This window comes from Paenibacillus sp. FSL R7-0163, assembly GCF_037969975.1.
Taxonomy (GTDB): domain Bacteria; phylum Bacillota; class Bacilli; order Paenibacillales; family Paenibacillaceae; genus Paenibacillus_AQ; species Paenibacillus_AQ odorifer.
Map to the genome: position 1 here is coordinate 5,826,069 of NZ_CP150224.1, position 21,443 is coordinate 5,847,511.

The following is a 21,443-nucleotide window of genomic DNA, read 5'->3' on the forward strand; positions in this document are numbered from 1 at the left end:
CTGCTAAAATGTGCCCTCATTATAACATGAATACAGCCCAACCGGACAAACGTCCGAATTGGGCTGTATTGAAGTCATTTTACATCATTGTGGATAGATATGGTTCGACGGATAACGGGACTTCTGTCCTCCACTCACCATCAACAGAATCCCAGTAATTAAGTGCAAGAACCAGCCCACAAAAGGAATCCATGCCAATAAAGAAGTTATAATTCCTAGCACTGAACCGTAGATAGACTCACGGTCTCTTGAAGATAAAATCAATGTAATCACATGTAGGATAAACATCAACCCCAGAACGGAATACCCCGTGCCAATAACAATAGCAGCACCCAGAATTGGAATTGCCAAAATAATTTCACAGGAACCCGTAATCCATTTCATAGCTTTAGAAGCGCTCAATAGACAACCTCCTAATTGGGTAAAATATATGATTTTTCTCGTGCTAATTATTTTATTTCATACCAACGGCAAAGGTTCTTCCACTTTGTCATGAGATTGCTTCTGCACAAGTGGAGGCAAGCCCTCCTTACTCATTGCTGCTGAAGGGGCCAGCCCCAAACAGTGGCACATTAAAGGAGCCATTCGCAGCTGTGGCAGCATTTCTTCCTCTTTTTCTGAAGATAATACATCTACCCCAAACGTATATAATGGCACATTTCGCTCGGAAGGGGTTATCCCGCCGTGGTACCCATTTGCGTTCATTCCGTGATCTGCCGTAATCATAATCTTATAGCCCTGTTCCATCCAAATAGGCAAAACAGTGGCCAGCAGACCGTCGGCATTACGCACTGAAAGCTCATATTCTTTACTCTCGCCGCCATAACGATGCCCGGCGTCATCTATATTCATGGAGTGAATGTATAGGAAATGCGGATCATAGGCACTCCGTAAATACACAGCGTCGGCAAACACATGACTGTCGGGATAGTGATCCTCGAAATAAAAGCTGCCATGCTGAATGGGCTTCATCACATTGTGCTGATGGCGATCAGCCAGCGGATCAAAAGGGGCCGAATTATAAAGCTCACTGACCCAATGATAGGCGACAGCAGCTGTGCGCAAATTAGCGGCCACTGCCAGATGGAATACGCTCTCTTCATGGCTTGGTCTCACAATATGGTTAGCCGTAATTCCATTTTTGGTCACAGGTGTCCCCGTCAAAAGCACTTCATAAAGCGGGCGTGACAGACTAGGCAATTCCGACTTCACTCGGTGACATGATATTTTCCCCTGCTCCACCAAATGCTCCATATACCCCATATATTCACGTGCGGCCTCATATCTAAGTCCGTCCAACACTACCACAATAAGTTTATTGTTCATTTCAGTCATCTTATTACGCTCCCTCTCGTTCCAGATGCAGCAGCTCAGAAGGGTTCAGAGCCAAGGTGACGTTAGCCCCTTCCACCAGCCTCAGCCAGCGTCCGTCATTTAAAAGATCAACCGTTAAGCAAATGTCTTCCACCTCTACCGTACACCTAATAATATTGCCCAACACGGAGACAGATTTAATGATGCCATCCACCAGTTGCACTCCGGCAGCAACCTCGTGAAGTCCCGCGCCCTCATGCAGCAGCGTAACCGCCTCAGGCCGAATAGCAAAGCGGTCCTGCGTGCTATCTATCCCCCGGAACAACGTCATCACTTCTGATCGGGTCAATACATTGTAACTGCCCATAAACCGGGCAACGAACTCTGTTCGTGGTGCGGAGTACAACCCCTCAGGTGTGCCATCCTGCACAATCCGGCCACCGTTCATAATACAGATGCGGTCAGAAAGAATCAGCGCTTCCTCCTGATCATGTGTCACGAATAGTGTCGTCATGTTAAACCTTTTTTGGATATCACGAATTTCTGCACGTAAATTCTTGCGTATCTTAGCATCTAGTGCGCTTAAGGGTTCATCCAGCAGCAATACTTTGGGCTGCACCGCTAGAGAACGAGCTAGCGCTACCCGCTGCTGCTGTCCACCGGAGAGGGACTGCGGATATACATCCCGTTTATCCTCCAGATCGACCAATGCCAACAATTCCGCGCAGCGATGATGGCGGGCTGATTTCGATAACCCCCGCATTTTCATTCCATACTCAATATTTTGGCTCACCGTCAGATTAGGGAACAAGGCATAAGACTGAAACACCATTCCTACCTCGCGCTTACGGGGCGGCAAACTTCCCAGATCTTTATTTTCCAAAAGAATTCTGCCGCCATCCAGCTCTGAAAGACCGGCTATGCAGCGTAGCAATGTGCTTTTTCCACAACCGGAGGGGCCTAGCAGTGTCACAAGTTCACCTTCACGGATCTCCAAATCAACATTGTCTAACACACAGGTATTCCCAAACATTTTGCGTACACCCTGCAGCTTTAGATAATCATTCATCCCTTAACGCCCCCTCCCATCTTTTTACCGAGCTTCATGAGTACCATCGAAAGAATTAGAATAAACAGAAAATAAGAGATCGCAATCGCGCTGGCTAAATGTCCACTTTCACCAACCCTTTGATATAGATATACCTGAATCGTCTGAATATGTCCGCCAACTAACATGTTCGTAAGGACAAATTCGCCGAATAGAACTGAAAATGATAACAGTGTAGAGACGATAACCCCAGGCCATATATTAGGCAAAATCACATTCACGAAGGCCGTTCTTCGGCGGGCACCAAGCAGCTCCGCAGCATGCAGCAGTTCAACGGCATTAACCGTTAACAGACTATTGCGAATGCCCTGATACATATAGGGAAGGATGACCACAAAATATGCCCCCACTAATAAATACGCTGTTCCAGCGATATCAAAGGGACCAGAGGAATAGGTACGAATAAGACCTACCGCAGCCACAACACCAGGCACCGCATAAGGCAAAACAACAATACCTTTCATAAAGCTCTCCCAACGCGGAAAATAGAGGGTGATGACAAAAACAGCTGGCAGCATCACGGCTAGACTCAGCACCACGCTGATCAGGCATAAATAAAGCGAGGTCCAAAGCGCCTCCAGAAAGCGAATATCCTCAAACATTTCCCCAAACCAACTCAGCGTCCAAGCTCGGGGCAGCAAGGTATTCTGCCAATCTTGTGCAAAAGCATAAATACCCGTTGCCAAAAGAGGAAGCAGCAAATACACCATGAGCAGCAGCATGAAGGTGCGTGGAGCAAAGCCTGCTTTACGTATATTCATTGCCCTGCCTCCTCACGAGCTGTCCATAAACGCCGGGAAGCTTTGATTTTCACATCCGGTTTACTGAGTGCTTTCGTTCCGAACCTCTCCGCACGCCGCACCATTAAATGGTTCAGATAAACCGCCAAAATCGTAGTCAGACCAAGCAGAACAGCAAGCGTACTCCCCATTTGTGGCTGTGTAACCACATCTCCGGCAACCAGTGAACCGATACGTACCGCCAACAGATTGTAATTTCCGCCAACCAATGCGTAAGCCGTGGCATAAGCCCCCATTGCATTAGCAAAAAGAATTCCAAGTGTGCCGAAGATCGCCGGAGTTAGAATAGGCAGGCCTATCGTTTTCCAGAACTGCCAAGGCCCAGCCCCCAGTAAGGACGCTGCCTCTCTCCACTGCTCACGAATTCCGTAAAAAGACGGGTACAAAAGCAGTAAGGCTAACGGAACCTGAAAGTATACATACACCAGTATTAGACCTGACCAGCTATATAGATCAAAATCGGCAAAAACACTCCAGCCCCACTGTTTAAATAAGAGTGTAAACACCCCATTATTTCCGAGCAAAATGATATAAGCAAAAGCCAGCGGAACACCTGCGAAGTTAGAGGTCATATTCGACAGCATCAGAAGTCTATCGCGTACTCTCGGGGTAAACCGGGTAATGCAATAAGCACAAAAAAGCCCGACAATGATCCCTATCAGACTTGAGATTATGGAGATTAGCAGACTGTTCTTAATCGCCTGCATGTAATAGGCACTTTGCAACGCATGCAGATAATTGCCTAACGTAAATCCCGTTCCGTCCGCTGTGCGAAAGCTTCCCGTCAGCATGGATAGTATAGGTACCAGTTGAAAGGCTAACACCATTAGTGCAAATGGAATAAGTGCCAGGATCACACCGCGGCTTCTTTGTTTCATCTTACTCGCTCCTTGTCGCGGGAATAGAACAAAGGCGCCTTACGGCATCATGACGAAGGCGCCCTGCTTCTTTTTTGGGGAGAAATGAATACTAATTCAAATGTACAAGCACACGTTCCTGCCACAATTGAGGAATGGTTTTTGCCGTCTCTTCCCATACCTTGTAATCACCAACAGGCTTAGCGTTAACATATTCTTCTTTTGGCAGCAGCTTAGCTGCAACATCATCCGGCAACGTTACACTGTCACGGATCGGACGAGCGTAACCTTTGGCAAGATTAATCTGTCCTTCATCGCTAAGAATGTATTGGCGGGTAAGCTTCGCCGCATTAGGATGCGGCGCATATTTGTTGATGATCGTGGCATACCCGCTCACGACACTGCCTTCCTTCGGAATGGCTACCGCGAAGCCATCTTTGTTGATCTGGTCTCTATAGTTCAAAGCGTTGAAATCCCACAGCAGGGTAACTTCTACTTCCCCTTTTTCGATGTTGGCAAGGGAAGCTTCTGCATTGGAGAGACGTCCTTTTTTAGCTAAATCCTCGAAAAAAGCAATCCCCGGTTCAATGTTCGACTCGTCGCCACCAAAGGCCATCGCTGCGGCCAATACAGCCATCTGTGCTTGAGCAGCCTTGGTTACATCACCAACGATGATTTTGTAGTTACCGTTCTTCAGATCTTCCCAGCTCTTCGGTGGATTCGCCACGAGCTTAGTGTTAGTCAGAAAAGAAATGGTGCCTTGATAGCCGACGATCCAATTCCCGTCCTTATCCTTAGCCCAATCGGGGATTTCATCCCAGTAGGATGTTTTATAAGGCTGGGTTACCCCTTTATCAACGGCAACCGATCCAAACGCAATCCCCACATCTCCGATGTCCGCCGTTGGTTTGTCTTTTTCCGCATCAAACTTGGCAATTTCCTCCGCGCTCGACATATCGGTATCCGAATGTGTAAGACCATACTTACTGTTCATATCACTCCATGTATCTTTCCAGTTCGCCCAGGAATCCGGCATTCCTACACTGATGATACTGCCCTCTTCTTTAGCTTTACTCTCGATCTCAGTCAGACTTAATTCTTTGGTGCCAGCCTTTCCATTCGTTGTTTCTTCAGCCTTGGCCGAATTTCCACAAGCAGCAAGCAACAGGACGAGCAAGGATAACATTAGACCCATCGATAATTGATTGTTGATCCCTTTTTTCATGATTTCCCCTTCACTCCTATTTCTTATTTGCGGGCTCTTTATGCTCCAACTGTTAGGCACCCAATTGCAGTATAGGCGTGTACTATTTTCGCGGCATTAAGGAGAATAGGAATATTTGTAAATAAAAAGAAACGACCTGTCGTCTTTTTTAGATGACCGCCGTTTCCCTTAGAAATGTTTTTATGAAAATAATTACATTAATTACACTAAAATAGAACTTTACTGATGTATAGTAGTATTTATTCATAATAAGAAATGACCCTCAGAGGAGCTTGAAAAATGCTGTTTACAAAAATTCAGATGGTAACAGGTTTATTTCTATGTACTTTGCTTATCTCAGCTTGCAACAATGCAGCTACTCCTCCTAAAAATAACACGCCAGATACAAGTAATAAAATCATTCAAATAAACAGTGATCTTTACACCCTCCCATTACGTGATCAGAATACAGAACAATACAACTACGCTGTCAAAACCTCTGCCGGTATCGTATGGTTGCCAGCCCCAAAAATGAACATTGCCCCTGGAACAGAAGCAAATCCATTTTATTTTCCAACAGAGCCATTCACTTTCTATTTAAGTTCTCCTAATGAAAAATCACTAGCTGTAGAAAAGTCCAAGAAGCTATTGACGTTACCTTTAAATGATGGCGATGCTGTTCTGGTGGTTAGCGGCGTTTTTGGATTAGATGATTATATCCTCTATCATACCTTTTCCATTTTCACTGATGGAGCTCAGCCGATACGAGAACAAGCTTGGGTGATGAAAGTAGACGATCCAACATCTAATAAAGAAATTGCTCAATTCCATTCATCTGGAGGTAAATTTTATAGTTATGCAGTTGATGAAAAAGAAAAACTTTATCTATCGGTTTCCATACTTCCTGGAAATGCAGATGGTAGCTATAGTTACGAAGTTTATATTTATAATCTTCTGACTGGCAACAAAGAAAAAATAAATGATTATTCTCTTAATCCCTCATCACTGGATTCCATCCAATTTAATTACAATGACAAAAAATATTCGTATAAACTTCAGTCCAAGTAAAAAACTGCCCGACATTTCCAGGCAGTTTTACATGTATGAATATAACTACCGCCTACGCGCTGCCACACTGACAACGCCGTATCTGTAAAGCACCTTCTTACCGAACCAGCCAAAAAGCCGATCCGTAAAGAAGCCCATAAAGCCAAGGCAGAATAACCCGACAAAGATCCAATCCGTACGGAAAAACAACCGGGAATTCCAGATCAGATAACCTACACCTTCGTTCGAAGCAATCATTTCCGCGCCGATAATCGCCATATATGAGGTGCCCATCGCTAACCGGATACCCGTAAAAATATAAGGGATCGTCGCCGGAACGACCACATGAATCAGAATTTGCCACTCACTGGCGCCCATACTGCGGGCTGAGCGGATTTTGTCCTCTTCCACGGACATCACACCGGTTAAAGTATTCAGCACCACGATAAAAAAGGTAGCGTACATAATTAACGCAATCTTCGACTGCTCCCCAATACCAAACCATACTAGGAACAAAGTAATGAATGCAATCGGCGGGATAAAACGGATAAAGTTCAGGAAAGGCTCCGCAAAAATACGGATCAAGTTCACCTTCCCAATGATTAGTCCTACGGGAATCGCCAGTAAACTGCCGAGTACCCAACCAATGAGCACCCGGTAAAAGCTAATTCCGATATATTGCAGCAAGGTTCCGTCTTCCAGCAGCTCCCGTCCGCCTTTAAGTGTACTCCATGGTCCGGGGATCACATCGGGGCCATAGATTACAGCTCCAAGCTGCCAGACGCAGAGCGCGGTAATCCATAGAAGGGTTACGGAAACCCACTTCTTCTCCACCCATTTCCTCATCTGTCTCACCCTATCCTATTCTTCGAAATGACCTTGAATTTGATTGTATAACGAGTAGAATTCCGGTGAGGTTACGTCCCGCGGATACGGAAGTGTATTGTCATAAATATCCGTAATATTAGAGGACGGTCCTACTGACATAATACCAATTCGTTCTCCCAGCAATAACGCCTCCTGAATATCATGAGTTACAAAAATCACCGTCTTATGTGTCTGGCGCCAAATATTGACCAATTCCTTCTGCATCGTTCGGCGCGTCATCGCATCCAGTGCACCAAATGGCTCATCCATCAGCAGAATCGCTGGATCATTCGCCAGCACCCGAGCCAGCTGAACACGCTGCTTCATACCCCCAGACAGCTCCTTCGGGAACTTCTCCTCATGCCCGTTCAGCCCAACAAGCCCGATGAACCTATCCGATATTGTATGCCGTTCCACCTTTGCGATTTTCTTCATCCGCAATCCGAACTCCACATTCTGACGAACGGTTAACCAAGGGAATAAGGAGGAATCAGCCTGCTGGAACACAACCGCCCGATCTCTGCCGGGCTTATTCACCTCTACATTATCCACCCGTAGATGCCCACCGGATTTGGAGACAAAGCCGGCGATCATATTCAGCAGTGTTGATTTCCCGCAACCACTCGGCCCGAGCAGAACGAAGAATTCGCCACCTTTAATTACGAGATCTACATCTTTTATAATGTAGTGAACGTCCCCAGCAGTCGGTTCACTGTAGCTTTTACGGAGCTGCTCAATATGAATGGTATGCTGCTTAGCAGATAATGACATGCTGAACTCCCCCTATTTCTTGTACGTAACCTCTTCTGGCAATGCCTTCGCCAGCGGCTCGAGATTCAGTTTGCTATCCAGATCGAAATCCTTCTCGATGATTCCGTTTTCGACCATATATTTCTTCTGCTTGGTCAAACTGTCATACGCTGCTTGAGTAAATCCTAGTGCCCACGGATTATTCGGCAGGTCTTTTATCGTAGATTCCTTAGGCTGCTTCACTTCCTTATACATCAGATCAGCAACCTCATCTGGGTGAGCCTGAGCATAGGCTCCAGCTTCATCCACCGCTGCTAGGAAATTCGCTATACCTTGCGGATTCTTAGCCGCAAAATCATTTCCCGTTACAATCCCCATCCCCAATCGAACCGTGGTTTTAGACATATCCGTCAGTTCATGAACACCTTTAAGCGCATAGAGCTTATCATTCAGAACCGAACCATAAAACCATGCTCCATCCACAGCACCTTGCTTCAAAGCGATATAAGCTTCATCAAAGGCACCCTGTCCTATTAACTCCACATCACTGAGAGCGGCATTATGCTCTTTCAAATATTCATCCCAAAGATACGGAATGAAGGTGCCGCGTATGAAACTCAGCTTCTTTCCCTTCAAGTCTTCAGCCTTCTGAATATCGTCCTGTACGAACAATTTCCATTCAGTGGACGCTTCATCAGTCGCTAATCCCGCCGAGGCGATAATAGCATAATCGCCCTTCGCCACTGCGTTCAGCAAGGGGAAGTCTGCCCCGAAAGCCACATCCACCTGTTTAATAAAAAGGGCATTTACACCTTCCGCAGGGGAACCAAAGTTGACTAGTTCAGCGTCAATCCCGTGTTTGGCAAAGATGCCTTTATCTAATGCCACCCGAAAAGTGGGATTCGTATTGATGTCAGCAATTTTTATCTTTAATATCTCATCTTTGCTGTTCGCCGCTCCCTCTTTAGAGGCATTAGAGGCAGCCGCATCGCCCTTGGAGCTGCAGCCCGATAAAAGGATAACCACTGATAAAGATAAGAGCAGAAAGCTTGAGCTGATCCATGATTTTTTCAACCGACACATCTCCTCAAATTTGTTAATTTACCTTGCGGCTGCTGCCTTCATCCGTCGTCGCCACACAAGCAGCTCCTTCAACAAAGGGCAGGGTTGTCGCCACACTTACCACAGAATCCGATCCTTTAGGTGCAGACCCCGGGACTCTGAACTGCGTTACGTCTATTGGCTCAATCGCTTGTTCAACTGGCGTTTCCAGCTGTGGTACCCAGGCATAAGGCACACGGTAGGAACGATAGACCATGTTGGTATTTCTGGAGTCCGTAAATGGCGAGATATATTCCCATACCAGTTCATGTTCTGGCGTAACCTCAAAGAGTCTGCCGTTAGAACCTTCTGTAATTAAGGTGTTGCCATTCGGAAGCCGTTGAGCTGAGCTGATATATGGACTGTAGAATTTATAAGAATCGGTTGGGACAGAGAAACCAGCTTCTGCCGCTGTATATTGCCACTCAATCTCAAGGGTCACGGGATTAATCTCCAGAATTCGCGAGTGGTCGCGGAGTGCATTTTTTTGCCCAAAAGGAGAAGATGGATTTGGAAGACCATAACCGCCCCAGCCCCCGTTATCGAATACAAGTAAGTTACCTTCTCCCGGCAAACCTTTCGGAATGATGTGCGCATGATGCTGGCCAATGATCCAGTCGATATGCTTCACTTCTGGCAGCGAGTAATCCGGACCGATTCTCCAAACGATGGCTCCGGTACGCTTATCCGTTATCGCAATAATATTTGCTTCCCGCGCATCCCAGATCACGTTATCCGGATGGAAACGCTCGTCACCTGCATCGTAAAACTTATTGGGTCCTACATAAGAAGCCGAATTGATATGCAGCCAGTCCCCAACACCGCCACCTAGATTTCCGAAAGAGCGTGAGTTAGGATCACGGAATAGTACATTTTTGGCAGCTTCATCAAAGCCTAGCTCATCAAAATGTTCATTTGGAGCCCACTCCCAGACGATATTCCCCTCCCAGTCCACCTCAAGGATCGTGTCATCAAGCAATTGTTTGTCGGAGATCTGAGGATTGTAGATATTTTTGTGAGCAAGAATTAGCGTTTTGCCACTGTCTACCTTGGGTTCAAGCCCTGGTGCAAAATATCCGACCGGATTGCCTTCGCGCTGATAGTCATGATGCTGGCGGGCATACCAGAGGGGTTCATAACCCGGATCTTCTATATGTTCATAGCTGTTATATTTCCACACGATGTTCCCATCCCAGTCCACCTGTACCAGATCTACATTATCCTGTATGCCGAATTTGGGATCTCTTCTTCCTGTGCTGCCCAGCACATAACCACCCGGGAAGATTTTAGCCGGAAATCCAAGCAGCCCCTTCCACAAATGCACCTCTTTACCGTTCATATCTATCAGTACAACACCTTCTTCACCAGCTTGAAATACAGTATAGCCACTCCAGGCTTTGTCAGAGTTATATACGGTTGCTCCAGTTGGATAAATGGTTGAATGTCCCATCGTTCATCTCTCCTATTTTCAATTTTTAGTAGCTAAGATAATTACTTTTTTTGGTGGTTGTTCGTGGCTTCTGTTCAAGGGTTGGAGAGGTCTCTGCATTCTCCTTGGCGAGCTTCAGCAGGATATCCGAGAATCCTTCTAAATTGCTAATGATCCGCTGATAAAAGTCATTTTGCTGCGCCAATTCCTCCTCCGTAAACCCCTCAAACAAAAGCGAAATACATCGTTCTCCGATGTTGCTGTTCTGCTCCGCCAGCTTGCGGCCTTTATCCGTAATATCCAGCATTACCGTTCTACGGTCACCTTCTTTACGTCTGCGTACGGTATATCCACCCGCCTCAAGCTTATCGCTCAATGCGGTAATCGCACCTGAGGTGAAGTCTAGTTCATCCGCTAAGTCTCCTAGCCTTTGCTCACCATCGCGAATGATTTTGTGCAGAATCAGCATGCCTGGTAAGGAGATGCCTGCTACGGCGACCTTATCCCGCTCTTTCACGAATCTGCGAACCGCCTTGCGAAATGCCCAATCTGTCTCCTCCAGCTGTCTCCAATACTGTTCGCTCATGCTTACCTCTGCTTTCTCCCAATCAGCCCATAAAAAAAGACTCCCAGCACCTACCCCTGACAAGGGAAAAGTACGGGAGCCTTTGGTGGTCCAATCAGCTCGGTTGAATTATTTCACTGTTCATTTAATTACTGTTTAAGTATTGGTGATATCATATACCCCTTTATTCCTACCTGTCAAGTGCGTATTTTTAAGAATTCAAAAAAAGAGCACTCACAAAGGTGCCCTCCAACTTGTAAGCTTATTGACCACTTTCCAGTACAAGCGCATGACTGTCTTCATCATAAACCTGCATAAAAGATGATACGACCGGTAAATAACGCTCTAACCGGTAAATATATTTCACCCGATTCCTGAAGTGGCAGATTGGAGATATTTAATTTTAAAAATTAATCCAAAATATTATATATGAAAAATCATATGAGTAGTGAGAATTTCCTTTTTTCATAGAAGAACATGAAGACTACACGCCAAAAATGACAAAAAGCAGGCCAGAGTCACCTCTGCCTGCCTTTGCCATCCAATCTTATAAATTAATTATTCCATATAACAGTTTTGCGATTTCAGCGCGGGTTACTTTACCACGAGGGTCAAAGTTATTGTTGCCCTTGCCGTCAAGGATTCCCTTAGCCTGTAAATCAATGACTGCTTGCTTCGCCCACTCAGATACGCTATTCATATCCTTGAAGCTTGCAGTAGCAGCAACGGAAGCTTGCGATCCAGCTTTATACTGCATCAGTTTCTGCAAGACAACTGCCGCTTCCTCACGGGTAATTGCATCTTTAGGGCGGAACTTGCCATCACTGCCTTGGATCAATCCAAGCTGGACAGCTTTGTCTATCGACTGTGCATAATAAGCATCTTTAGATACATCTGCGAAAGCACTCTGGGCGATAGCTCCACTTGCCTCATCCAATCCGAGAGAACGAATGGCCAGTGTAACAAAGTCTGCGCGGGTTACATTCGCCTGTGGTCCATAATGCGTATCGTCAATCCCTTTAATCACATGCTTAGCCGTCAGCTTGGAAATATACGACTCTGCCCAGTGGCCAGCAGTATCCCTAAATTGCTTATGGTATTCCAGCACCGCAAAGGAGGAAAAGTGATTTGTTGTGAAGGTAACGGTATTATCCTTAAACACTCCACCCAAATATTCCAACGTGCTGCCATTTACATAATAGACACCCGCAAAATCCGTATCGAGCTTAGCAAGCTGTTCCATAGTCAGCGTCAAGGTAACCGTAACAGCACCTTTAAGCTGATGGATAGCTGTTTCTTTGCCGCCTGCTGATGTACTGAGGTTCATCGTAACGGTAGCTCTAGCTGGACCCATTCCAGCGACATTGGCCTGTACAGAAATCATACTCATATCAATGCTTAGTAGCAGCATATCACTGCCTGCCGGGATGGCTGGTAAGGAGCTTGTCGGTACGCTCAATGTAACGTTAGAAGACACAATATTCAGGTTCAGCTTCTTATCGATAGCCTGTTGTATACTCGCTGCATCAAGAGCAATTCTAATCTGATCTTGAGCCGAGGCGGCTCCGCCTACGCTAATCTTTAGGCTTCCCCCTGTAGCAGCTTCCTCTATCCGCTTCTTCAAGGCTGACGGATCAGCTGTATACGTTCCATTACTTCCTAATGTCAGTTCAATGTTTCCTTTTCCCGCTCCAGGTGTGGCTGTAGGCGTTGGAGTCACTATTGGCACTGGTGAAACTACTGGAGGTGCCGTTGTCGCCTCTGGTGTTGGTGTCGGCGTCACTTCTGGCGATGGCGATACCTCAGGTGTCGGCGTTACCTCTGGCGACGGCGACGGCGTCGGCGTCGGTGTCACCTCTGGTGTCGGCGTTACCTCCTCTTTTCCAGTGTAAAAGCCCCAGATATCTGAAAGCACACTGCCGGAGTGATCATCCTCGACCTTTGTGTACCATTGGTAGTAGCTATCCGGATTTAGCTTACTCCAAATGACCTGAGTCTCCGCGCCACTCTCTACTTGTTGATTGGCCGAAATTTCCTGATCGCTGTAAACCTTGACTCCGATATAGTCGGTAGCCACACGTTTAGTCACAGGCTGTAGATCCAGATCCAGAACGAACTCATCTTTGCCTGGATATTCGTCTTCATCATAGTAGTTATAATCATCCAAATAAGGCGAATAAGTCTTCACGCGAAGTTTGTTATTAGCAACATCGAACTGAAGCAGACGGATATAGCCAAGGCCTCCTTCTTCAGCACCTTGATAATCTGCCAGCATTTGATAGACACTGCGGTCTGGAATACCGTCACCGTTATCATCCAGCTCGTCCACCTTAAGCTCAGCATCATGATAATGGCCGGACAGTGCTGCGATTACATTTTTGTTAGGTTTCACAACCATCTCAAAAATTTTATCCGCAATAGGTGCACGGTTATTAGAAACCAGCAAATATTCATGGAGACAAAGAATCGCTTTACGCTCTGGATAACGGGCAACGATCTCATTCATCCATTCGATTTCTTCCTCAGCCAATCCCCAGCCCATGTATACAATAACAAAATCATTTCCGTTCGCAGACACTAAATCGTAATGGCCCCTGTTGTTGTCATAAGAGCCACCGAAGGTCGGCATATTCTTGAATCTCCACTCCCCAAAATACTCCCAGAACTTCGTGTAATCCCCGGTTTGATGGCCTACGTCATGATTACCCGCAAGAACACCATAAGGAATGTTAGCTTCCTCCAGAACCTTCATGTTCCGGTCAGCTTCCTTCCACTCATACTCCTGATAGGATTTATCCACGACATCTCCTGTATGGATTACATATTTCAGGTTCAAGCTCTCTTTGTTGTCAGCTATCCATTCTACATTTTTACGGTAAATGTAAGGGTAGCTCTGTGAATAATATTGTGTATCAGACATCCATACAAAAGAGAAATCATACGTATCTTGTGTTACTGTAGGTGCTGTCTTAGCCACAGAAGCAATTTCGTCCTGAACCATTACGGCAATGCTATTTCCATTAGCATATGCTCCAGCTGTAACCGTGGATTTCAGCTCAAAATCCTCTGTTCCAGCGATTAAATGATCCAGCTGTACCCATTTTTGTTGAGCAGGGCTCCAAGCGTAGAGACTTACTTTACGTCCCGGCAACGAATTCCCTTTCCATTTAATATCTACACGATCTGACGCCTTAACCGACTCATCCAGCTTAATTTCATAACGCTGATAAGGGAATTGATCAACAGCATCATTAATTAAATATTGTCCGTCCACCGCACTTATTTTACTGTAGTCGTCACCGCTAAGCGCTTGTTCGCCCGCAGGTTCGGATTGTTTCGGCGGCTCTGTATCGGATGCGTTTATAAACCCAGCAAAGCCGTGCTCTGGATGGTTAGCATCGTACTTGAATCCTCTAAAGAAGGTAACGTTTATCTTATCCTGATTAGGATCTTCAACCTTAACCTTTAAAGTCGGATTAGTACCTACAGCAGTCTCCCAGTTCGTAGGAGAAATAAGCAGAGGTGCAAATGGATTCTCATTCGGCACATGGAATGCAATTACCTTTTCTGCCTGATTGCCGATCTTATCCAAGGCTGTGATAGAAAGCGTATGATCCCCAGCAGATAACTTCCCGGATGAAGTAGCATAGGGCAGTTCAATAACATTACCGTCCAGCTTCACACTGACCTTAACTACGCCCGCATAAGTATCCTTAACTTCAGCAGCAATTTCAAAATTGCCACGGTAAGTTTGTCCTTCTTCTATCGATGCTTTAATGGATGGTGGCGTGTTATCGACAATCACGTTTGATGATACTTTCGTTCCACCTTCGGTAAGCGTTACTTTATGTTCTCCGTCAGGTACTTCTTTAGTATTCCAGTTATACGCCGTTGAACGGAACAAATCCGCTTTCAGATCGAACTGGAAGCCGAGGGATTCGTGCTTACCTGCGCTGTCCCCCATCTTGATTTCCTTATCACGTTCTGCATAAGCCGGATCCCAAATTTCGGTACCATCTGCCAGCAGGAGACGAACATTTTTCACTTCAAAATCATCCTTATTCTCCTCAGGACGAGGATCAAAGGGGGAAGATTTAGAGCCCGCCCGAATGTAAATCACATTATCCGCACCCACTTGTAAAGCGGCAGAAGAAATAGGAAAAGTCAATGTAGTATACGTAGTAATCGGGTCCAGAAAGGTATACAGAATACTGGCATCTCCTAGTTCTTCCGGTCCCATCGTGATGGCATTTTTAAAATAATAATCCACATTTTTGGCTTCAAATACAAAGTAGGCATCATTCTCAAGTGCAGTATATGCCTCGTTATTGCCCAGTAGCTTACTGTCGATGCTCAAGCCTAAATCATCAGCCTTAGCGGTGGCAGAGGTTCCTTTTACGGTCACAGAACCATTGATCAATTGCCCCTCCTTCACGTTCAAACGAAGTGGGGATTGATCCTGTCCTCCTGTAACTTTTACTTTTATTACTGGAGATTGTGTTTCATTCGTTCCATCAGAAACGACAAAGTAATATTGAATTTCATTTCTGCCAATCAAATCAGCAGAGGTCAATTTAAAGTGATACAAGCTGTCGTTGAAGTCTTGGGATAGATTGTGGCTAACAGCCTCCGGCTGCTTGTCCGAAGATACTCTAACCTCCACAGAAGTAACAGCTTTATTGTCATCAGCAAAAGCCTTCAAATCGAGACCCATCGACTGGTCAATCTCCGTTACGCCCGTCAGATCTTCTACTGATGGTTTCTCTGTATCCGGCTCCACATGGATCGGCGTGTTTGGAAGTTGTGTTACATCCGTATGGCCTGGTGACGGAACGGCTGAGCCCGTACTGATCTTGAGCATTTTGCTTAGTCCATTGACAGGATACTTGTATAGAAGGGCTTTATTTTCTTTAGTATCGTCACCTTTAGCTCCACCATCGTAGGTGAGGTCTGCATCATAATACGCGGAGGAAATTTCTTTCTCCGTGTTACTTTTGATTACGACTGCCCGGCGGCCTGAGTTCGCCATACCATCGCTTTTGATCAAAAAGAGATTGGTGCCTTCAATTAAGTTTGTGTTGAATTCTGTATTGAAATCATTAGCAGTGTAAGTGCTATTTGCACTATTAATAACCCAAAACACCACGGACTGCTGTGCAGGAATCAGAAAGTTCTCTGGTGTCGAAGGCCACTTCACATCAGAAGCGTTACCTTTATCGGGATAACGATAATAGACCTTGTATTCCTTGAAATTAACTGGTGCATCGGTATTGTTATAGACCTCAATGAATTCAAAAGCGTCGCTGCTCGTTCCTTTTACATTCGTCGAGTTTGGCAGCAGCTCTGTGATTAACAATGGTGGCACATTGTTCGGATCGAACGCCGGCAGATTCACATGAACAGAATAACTCTCTGTCACATTGTTAACGCGGATGCTGTAATGCAGCTCCGGCTCTTCCAGCGCAGCTGCAGGAATCATTGCCGCATAATCGTCCCCACCTTTTGAGGTCATGGTGATTACCGTATCTTTCACCTGAGAAGGAGAGCCATACTGTAGCTTCACTACGGGTAGTGATCCATCTGCCCCGCTTTCCAGATTAGTAATCTTCGCACTGATAGGAAGATCGGCTGGATCAACACTACTCTGTGCGATATGTTCAATCACTGGCTGCTTGTCCCCAGGAACTAGCTCAGGCACTTGTTCTGCCTCTACGGTTCCAGGCGTAGCCACAACCGTTCCCGAATTCGCCATGAGGTTCATAACGGAGCTATCTGCCTGCAAATATTGATAGAAGATCCCGTTATTCTCCTTCACCTGTTCTTTTCCATAGGAAGCAGAAACAATTAGCGTATCTCCTGCATTGCTTTTAATTTGTAAATTACGCGCAGAAGTATTAGCCATCCCCCCGCCACCGTTGATCCGGAACAGATTCACTCCTTCCTGCAAAGCTGCAGTAGGACTAAAGTTTTTGATGAAATCCTCCGTAGGAACATTCAGATTATTGCCGTTCATAATCCAGAAAACAATATTTCCATGCGCCGGTATTACAGCATCACCATTAGGTGCCCATGTATCTTTGTCATTATAAAAGAAATAATAATCCTTAAAATTAACCGGCTTGTCCGTATTATTGTAGACCTCAACGAACTCGTAACCATCTACAGAGGTTCCATCTGTCCCTTTTACATTTTTAGTATCCGGAACAACTTCTGTAATCAGTAATGCTCCTGGATGGTTAGGTACCGCGTACACATCTGCCATTACAGTCGGTTGACTTAAAAGCGTGTCGAGCTCAACCTGTTCATCAAAATGCGCCTCTAATTCGGAAGATGTCTGCTCCATCTCCAGCTGCTGCTCCTCGGCATATCCTGCTGGAACCATGATTCCAAACATCAGACTGCTGGCAATTACGCTGGATAGAAAACGTTTAGCTTTTGCTGTTATTCTCAAAACTCCGAACACTCCCCATTTGTTTGATTGTGATTCAATGCATAAATATGCATTGAATCTCATCTGGAAAGTATACCTGTAGTGTATTATCGCTATATCATAGCCGTGTTAAATCTTTAGGTTATTTTTAATATTGCTTAAGCTTCAGTTCAGCTTCACGGGTTACAATATAACTAGTTAGAACCCATTTTAAACGATACTTTAGACGGATGCTTAAGCAAGATAAGTTATTGCAGAACAAGAAAAGAGGACTCTAATGGATATAAAAAGAGTGATCATAGTCGGAACGGTAGTTGTAGTGATGTCTTTCGGAAATGCTTGGACTAGTCTTACCGCTAATGCAAGTTCGCCTGTAAAATGGTCCACCGCAGAGGTCGCGGATCAAGACGAATTATTGGAGGTACTTAACCAGCCAACGGACGAGGATCTATACGAGGCCATATATGACGGTAAGTCACTTCAAGATATTGCATCAGAACAAGGCCAAGATATTGAAGCTGTAATCGATCTACAAGTTGCCCAGCTAACGGATCAACTGGATTCACGGTTAGCCGCTGGAAGCATAACAACCGAGCAGTATGCGGCATATAAAGCGGAGCTGAGGGACATCGTTTCAGATAGTGTCCATACTTCCTTCGGTTAAGGGAATACATACAGCGACGCTGTAACATACACAAAAAACCCGGCTAGATGGACCTTCCATTTAGCCGGGTTTTGTATGTTTAATACTTATTTTATAACAGAATCCCTAAGTTCCTATCTTGTTCTCTCTGTTAATTTCCAGAATATCAAGGAAGAATACAAAGATCGGAATCCCCAGAATCAGACCCCATACCCCGAGATAATGCTCAGAGAATAACAACACGATAAACGTATAGAACATAGGCAAATTCATTTTGGATGACATCAGTTTAGGATTTAGGAAGTAGCCTTCTACAAAATGCAGTACGGCAATCATTGCCAGTACGTATATCGTCATGACTAGGCCACCAATATTGTAACCAATAATACAAAGTGGGATTAGCGAGATAACAAAACCTACAACCGGAATTAAACTAAGCAAGAAGATCATAATGGATAATGCGAAAAGGTAAGGAAAACCTAAAATCCAGAGTCCGATCACCGTAAAGCATGTATTAAACAACGCGATCAGAATTTGTGCTTCGATCACTTTTCCGAAAGAGGAGATAAATTTTCTGCCAAAATACTCAAGCTCTACATAGAACCAAGAGATTTTGCTCTCTTTAAGGCGGGAAGTGAAGCTAACGATCCTGTTTTTCTCAAGTATAAATACAAAGCTCAAAATGGTTGATAAAACAAAGCTGGTGCCCCAATTGCTTATTTTCAAGACATATTCAATACCGTCTTTCATGTACGACTGATAGTTCAAATCCTTAAGCTGGGCGAATATATACTGCACAATATCATTCTGCGGGATGTTCTCAGGGGTCAAATTGGTCAAAAAATTCGTTAACTGTTTAATCTGTATGAAAACCTTAGGCAGATAATTAACGAGGGTTATGACAATTACAGCGATTAAGGCAAGGTATAGAATAACAATAATCACTTTGCTGTTAACTGCTACATATTTGTTAATGCGCTTCGTGAGCAGCACTTGAAAGCTATTCATTACATACGCAATCAAAAACGTCAACAGTACCAAATTAAGCATATCTCTAATACTGAATAGCAGTAGAGCAACCAATCCTAAAATCAAAAAACGCCGGACCGTTAAATTTGCGTAATAACGCTTAAACAATTCCATCAGTTCTCTCCATTCGCCTACCAATTAGTACTCTGTTTATAGTCTACAGTAAGGAATTCACTTATAGCAACTAGTGATTCGCCTAAAATGACGAAATTACTCACTTTTTGTAATCTCATCATCGATAAAAGTGACACTTTTCATGCTCCTGCATCCATATGAGTCAATTCAACGATTCGGCGTTTCGGATCATATTTCATATTTATATGCAGATCTTTGCATAATTGATGAAACGGAACCATCAAGGTTCCCTTCCTCATTTCAGGAGAATTCCTTACCATATTCACCTTTTGGTTGTTCAAGGTCAATTCCATTGGCAAATCGATATGCTTCATCTGGTCAAGTGTTAATGCAGCGGTAAGTGTCTCACTTCCCCCGTTAATTCGTGCGGCATTCCGATCCGCTCTGGTGTTAATCCCATCCTCAATTTTGAAGGTCAGTGAAATCCCCAGCGAATCACAAACAGCCAGCAATCTGTCATTGTAGGAGCCGTAAGGAAAAGCAATTGCCGAATCCGTATTGCCCAATTCTTCCTTCAGCCTTTGCTCCGCCTTGGCCAGATCACGTGTAACTCTGCTGTAGTATTCAACATTCATCTCATTCCTGTTCTCATCATCAACATATAACAGGGCACTTGCAGCTGGCCGCTGCCCGCCCTCGGCATCCACAATCCCATAATGATGCAAATCATAGGTATGACTATAAAATCCCATCCCAGCATGCTTCATTTCCCGCATTTGCTCCCAAGTGAGCTTCGGCACGCTATTCGGATCTGGGTGATCAATTGTAGATACGATAACAAAATTGACGGCTGTATATCCGTATTTTTGCAAAACGGGGAACGCCAATTCATAAAAACTTTCATATCCATCATCAAAGGTCAGCAGCACTGCATTGTCCGGAACTGCGCCGTTATTCAGCATAAATTCGCGGTATTCCGCCATGGTGATCACATGAAAACCTTCCTGCTTCAGCAGATTCATTTGATCGTCAAACCGATCAACCGATAACACCCAAGGAAACTGTGGCATGGGCTTCTCGGAAAGATGATGATACATCAGCACAGCCACCTGATCTCTGTAGTAAATGCCTTTCGGAAGCGGTCCGGATTTCTGCCAGCCGATTTGTGTATTTAGTGCCTGTTCAGCTACTGCCTTCGGGATCATAAGATCATCAGACGAGGCTGGGTTGGCAGCTATCGTCTTTATCATTTGACCATTTACGTTAATAGTAATTGTTGAAGGTTCACGTTGTGTATTCAAAATAGCAGCAAGGCTTAACAGTAGAACTATGATAACAAGCAGCATATTTTTTTTCGTTTTCAATCTCAGAATCTCCTTAACAACATTTCTTGTCCCTATGTAACTATATATTTTATGGAAGTTCCACCTGCTATTGGTTACATTTTCTTCTTATTTTTGTTTCTTTATCATAAAAAAGAGGGCGAACCTCAAGCCTGAACCGGCTTAAGGAACACCCCGCAAAAATGGAGATCTATATACAATTATGTACATCTATATGTGATTGTAGACGGTCTAGGACCTTCTCTTATCTGCGAAGTAATTCTCTTCACCAAGCTCGTCCACGAACTGCTGCAGCCAATGATAATATTGGACGGCATGCTCCAGCTTCTCCAGATCCTTCAGGCAGAATTGCCGCTCCTCCTCAGATGTATCTACGGCTTGAACCAGTCCCTCCAGCTCAGGAATGACAACGTCTAAAGCGTGCTTCATGACATCAATCTCCCGCTGCAGCTTCATCCCAAAAAAGTTCTTAAAGGTCTGAAAGAAATCTGTTTCCACTGCATACAGATCCTTTCGGTCCCGCTTCTCCTCCAGCTTAGTGACCATCTTGGAGGCCATCAAAGAACGGACCCCATAGCTCATATTACTCTTGCTCATATTCATCACATTCTTCATCTCTTCAAGCGTCATCGGACGGTCTTCGAAGAACATAATTCCATACAGCTGCCCGAATGAATAATTCGCACCATATAGGTCCATCGTCTGAGCAATCGCATCGATCATTGGACGCAGCAGCTGCTCGCGTGGAGATAAGTCTTTATTCTCTTCACCAAAGGCTACCTGTTTCATAGCTGCACCTTCATTCCACTTAGAATCTACCCTTCTATTTTACACAAAATAGCAACTACCTGCGTTAATCTCTTAAATTTTTACATAATCTC

At 44.8% G+C, this 21,443-nt stretch carries 17 protein-coding genes; 2 read left to right on the forward strand and 15 right to left on the reverse strand.

Annotated elements, in window-relative coordinates; all coding sequences use genetic code 11:
• Nucleotides 1-84: 84 nt before the first annotated feature.
• The 6 genes from NST45_RS25570 to NST45_RS25595 form a co-directional block, all read right to left on the reverse strand.
• On the reverse strand, nucleotides 85-402 hold the full coding sequence (locus NST45_RS25570; RefSeq protein WP_036687337.1) for a hypothetical protein: 318 nt from the start codon (nucleotides 400-402) through the stop codon (nucleotides 85-87).
• A gap of 57 nt (nucleotides 403-459) precedes the next feature.
• Nucleotides 460-1,335, reverse strand: a complete 876-nt coding sequence (locus tag NST45_RS25575; protein ID WP_081387133.1) for an alkaline phosphatase family protein — start codon at nucleotides 1,333-1,335, stop codon at nucleotides 460-462.
• A 4-nt stretch (nucleotides 1,336-1,339) separates the two neighbouring features.
• Nucleotides 1,340-2,383, reverse strand: coding sequence for an ABC transporter ATP-binding protein (locus NST45_RS25580; RefSeq protein WP_076127045.1), 1,044 nt, complete (start codon nucleotides 2,381-2,383; stop codon nucleotides 1,340-1,342).
• Complete coding sequence (locus NST45_RS25585) at nucleotides 2,380-3,183, reverse strand: ABC transporter permease subunit (protein ID WP_339824154.1); 804 nt, start codon at nucleotides 3,181-3,183, stop codon at nucleotides 2,380-2,382. The genes NST45_RS25580 and NST45_RS25585 overlap by 4 nt, the downstream gene beginning before the upstream one ends.
• A complete protein-coding gene (locus NST45_RS25590) occupies nucleotides 3,180-4,100 on the reverse strand; it encodes an ABC transporter permease subunit (RefSeq protein ID WP_248549155.1) in 921 nt (306 codons plus the stop codon). Before NST45_RS25590 ends, NST45_RS25585 begins: the two co-directional genes overlap by 4 nt.
• A 91-nt stretch (nucleotides 4,101-4,191) precedes the next feature.
• Nucleotides 4,192-5,304: an extracellular solute-binding protein gene (locus NST45_RS25595; RefSeq protein ID WP_339824156.1), complete on the reverse strand. Its 1,113-nt coding sequence runs from the start codon at nucleotides 5,302-5,304 to the stop codon at nucleotides 4,192-4,194.
• Nucleotides 5,305-5,583: 279 nt separating this feature from the next.
• Here NST45_RS25595 and NST45_RS25600 point away from each other — a divergent pair, with 279 nt between their 5' ends.
• Nucleotides 5,584-6,351 carry a hypothetical protein gene (locus tag NST45_RS25600; RefSeq protein WP_076127037.1) on the forward strand — a complete coding sequence of 256 codons (768 nt, stop codon included), beginning with the start codon at nucleotides 5,584-5,586 and terminating at the stop codon, nucleotides 6,349-6,351.
• 45 nt (nucleotides 6,352-6,396) lie between these two features.
• On the opposite strand, the gene NST45_RS25605 is transcribed toward NST45_RS25600, so the two are convergent.
• The 6 genes from NST45_RS25605 to NST45_RS25630 form a co-directional block, all read right to left on the reverse strand.
• Nucleotides 6,397-7,176 carry an ABC transporter permease gene (locus NST45_RS25605; protein WP_036687327.1) on the reverse strand — a complete coding sequence of 260 codons (780 nt, stop codon included), beginning with the start codon at nucleotides 7,174-7,176 and terminating at the stop codon, nucleotides 6,397-6,399.
• Nucleotides 7,177-7,191: 15 nt separating this feature from the next.
• Nucleotides 7,192-7,968 carry an ABC transporter ATP-binding protein gene (locus tag NST45_RS25610; protein ID WP_076186160.1) on the reverse strand — a complete coding sequence of 259 codons (777 nt, stop codon included), beginning with the start codon at nucleotides 7,966-7,968 and terminating at the stop codon, nucleotides 7,192-7,194.
• A gap of 12 nt (nucleotides 7,969-7,980) precedes the next feature.
• Nucleotides 7,981-9,021 (reverse strand): ABC transporter substrate-binding protein, encoded by a 1,041-nt coding sequence (locus NST45_RS25615; protein ID WP_339824158.1) that lies wholly within the window; start codon nucleotides 9,019-9,021, stop codon nucleotides 7,981-7,983.
• Between the two features lie 22 nt (nucleotides 9,022-9,043).
• The gene (locus NST45_RS25620) at nucleotides 9,044-10,498 is read right to left on the reverse strand and encodes an aryl-sulfate sulfotransferase (RefSeq protein WP_038568266.1); all 1,455 of its coding nucleotides are present in this window, start codon (nucleotides 10,496-10,498) and stop codon (nucleotides 9,044-9,046) included.
• Nucleotides 10,499-10,523: 25 nt separating this feature from the next.
• Nucleotides 10,524-11,063 (reverse strand): MarR family transcriptional regulator, encoded by a 540-nt coding sequence (locus tag NST45_RS25625; RefSeq protein WP_036687318.1) that lies wholly within the window; start codon nucleotides 11,061-11,063, stop codon nucleotides 10,524-10,526.
• Between the two features lie 526 nt (nucleotides 11,064-11,589).
• Entirely contained in the window at nucleotides 11,590-17,493 is a 5,904-nt protein-coding gene (locus NST45_RS25630; protein WP_052096717.1) for an S-layer homology domain-containing protein, read from the reverse strand.
• A gap of 256 nt (nucleotides 17,494-17,749) precedes the next feature.
• Between NST45_RS25630 and NST45_RS25635 the strand changes: the two genes are divergently transcribed.
• Nucleotides 17,750-18,136: a hypothetical protein gene (locus NST45_RS25635; protein WP_038568262.1), complete on the forward strand. Its 387-nt coding sequence runs from the start codon at nucleotides 17,750-17,752 to the stop codon at nucleotides 18,134-18,136.
• Between the two features lie 105 nt (nucleotides 18,137-18,241).
• Here the strand turns inward: NST45_RS25635 and NST45_RS25640 are convergent, their stop codons facing one another.
• From NST45_RS25640 to NST45_RS25650, 3 genes are all read right to left on the reverse strand, one after another.
• Nucleotides 18,242-19,258, reverse strand: coding sequence for an AI-2E family transporter (locus NST45_RS25640; RefSeq protein ID WP_036687315.1), 1,017 nt, complete (start codon nucleotides 19,256-19,258; stop codon nucleotides 18,242-18,244).
• Between the two features lie 140 nt (nucleotides 19,259-19,398).
• Nucleotides 19,399-20,583: a polysaccharide deacetylase family protein gene (locus NST45_RS25645; RefSeq protein ID WP_052096715.1), complete on the reverse strand. Its 1,185-nt coding sequence runs from the start codon at nucleotides 20,581-20,583 to the stop codon at nucleotides 19,399-19,401.
• Nucleotides 20,584-20,793: 210 nt separating this feature from the next.
• Nucleotides 20,794-21,351, reverse strand: coding sequence for a transcriptional regulator (locus NST45_RS25650; protein WP_076101159.1), 558 nt, complete (start codon nucleotides 21,349-21,351; stop codon nucleotides 20,794-20,796).
• Nucleotides 21,352-21,443: the final 92 nt, after the last annotated feature.

Bases quoted from the DNA above. Each gene is read 5' to 3' on its own strand.
- NST45_RS25575 (WP_081387133.1), bottom strand. From the start codon at position 1,335: ATGACTGAAATGAACAATAAACTTATTGTGGTAGTGTTGGACGGACTT.
- NST45_RS25580 (WP_076127045.1), bottom strand. From the start codon at position 2,383: ATGAATGATTATCTAAAGCTGCAGGGTGTACGCAAAATGTTTGGGAAT.
- NST45_RS25585 (WP_339824154.1), bottom strand. From the start codon at position 3,183: ATGAATATACGTAAAGCAGGCTTTGCTCCACGCACCTTCATGCTGCTG.
- NST45_RS25590 (WP_248549155.1), bottom strand. From the start codon at position 4,100: ATGAAACAAAGAAGCCGCGGTGTGATCCTGGCACTTATTCCATTTGCA.
- NST45_RS25595 (WP_339824156.1), bottom strand. From the start codon at position 5,304: ATGAAAAAAGGGATCAACAATCAATTATCGATGGGTCTAATGTTATCC.
- NST45_RS25600 (WP_076127037.1), top strand. From the start codon at position 5,584: ATGCTGTTTACAAAAATTCAGATGGTAACAGGTTTATTTCTATGTACT.
- NST45_RS25605 (WP_036687327.1), bottom strand. From the start codon at position 7,176: ATGAGGAAATGGGTGGAGAAGAAGTGGGTTTCCGTAACCCTTCTATGG.
- NST45_RS25610 (WP_076186160.1), bottom strand. From the start codon at position 7,968: ATGTCATTATCTGCTAAGCAGCATACCATTCATATTGAGCAGCTCCGT.
- NST45_RS25620 (WP_038568266.1), bottom strand. From the start codon at position 10,498: ATGGGACATTCAACCATTTATCCAACTGGAGCAACCGTATATAACTCT.
- NST45_RS25625 (WP_036687318.1), bottom strand. From the start codon at position 11,063: ATGAGCGAACAGTATTGGAGACAGCTGGAGGAGACAGATTGGGCATTT.
- NST45_RS25635 (WP_038568262.1), top strand. From the start codon at position 17,750: ATGGATATAAAAAGAGTGATCATAGTCGGAACGGTAGTTGTAGTGATG.
- NST45_RS25640 (WP_036687315.1), bottom strand. From the start codon at position 19,258: ATGGAATTGTTTAAGCGTTATTACGCAAATTTAACGGTCCGGCGTTTT.
- NST45_RS25650 (WP_076101159.1), bottom strand. From the start codon at position 21,351: ATGAAACAGGTAGCCTTTGGTGAAGAGAATAAAGACTTATCTCCACGC.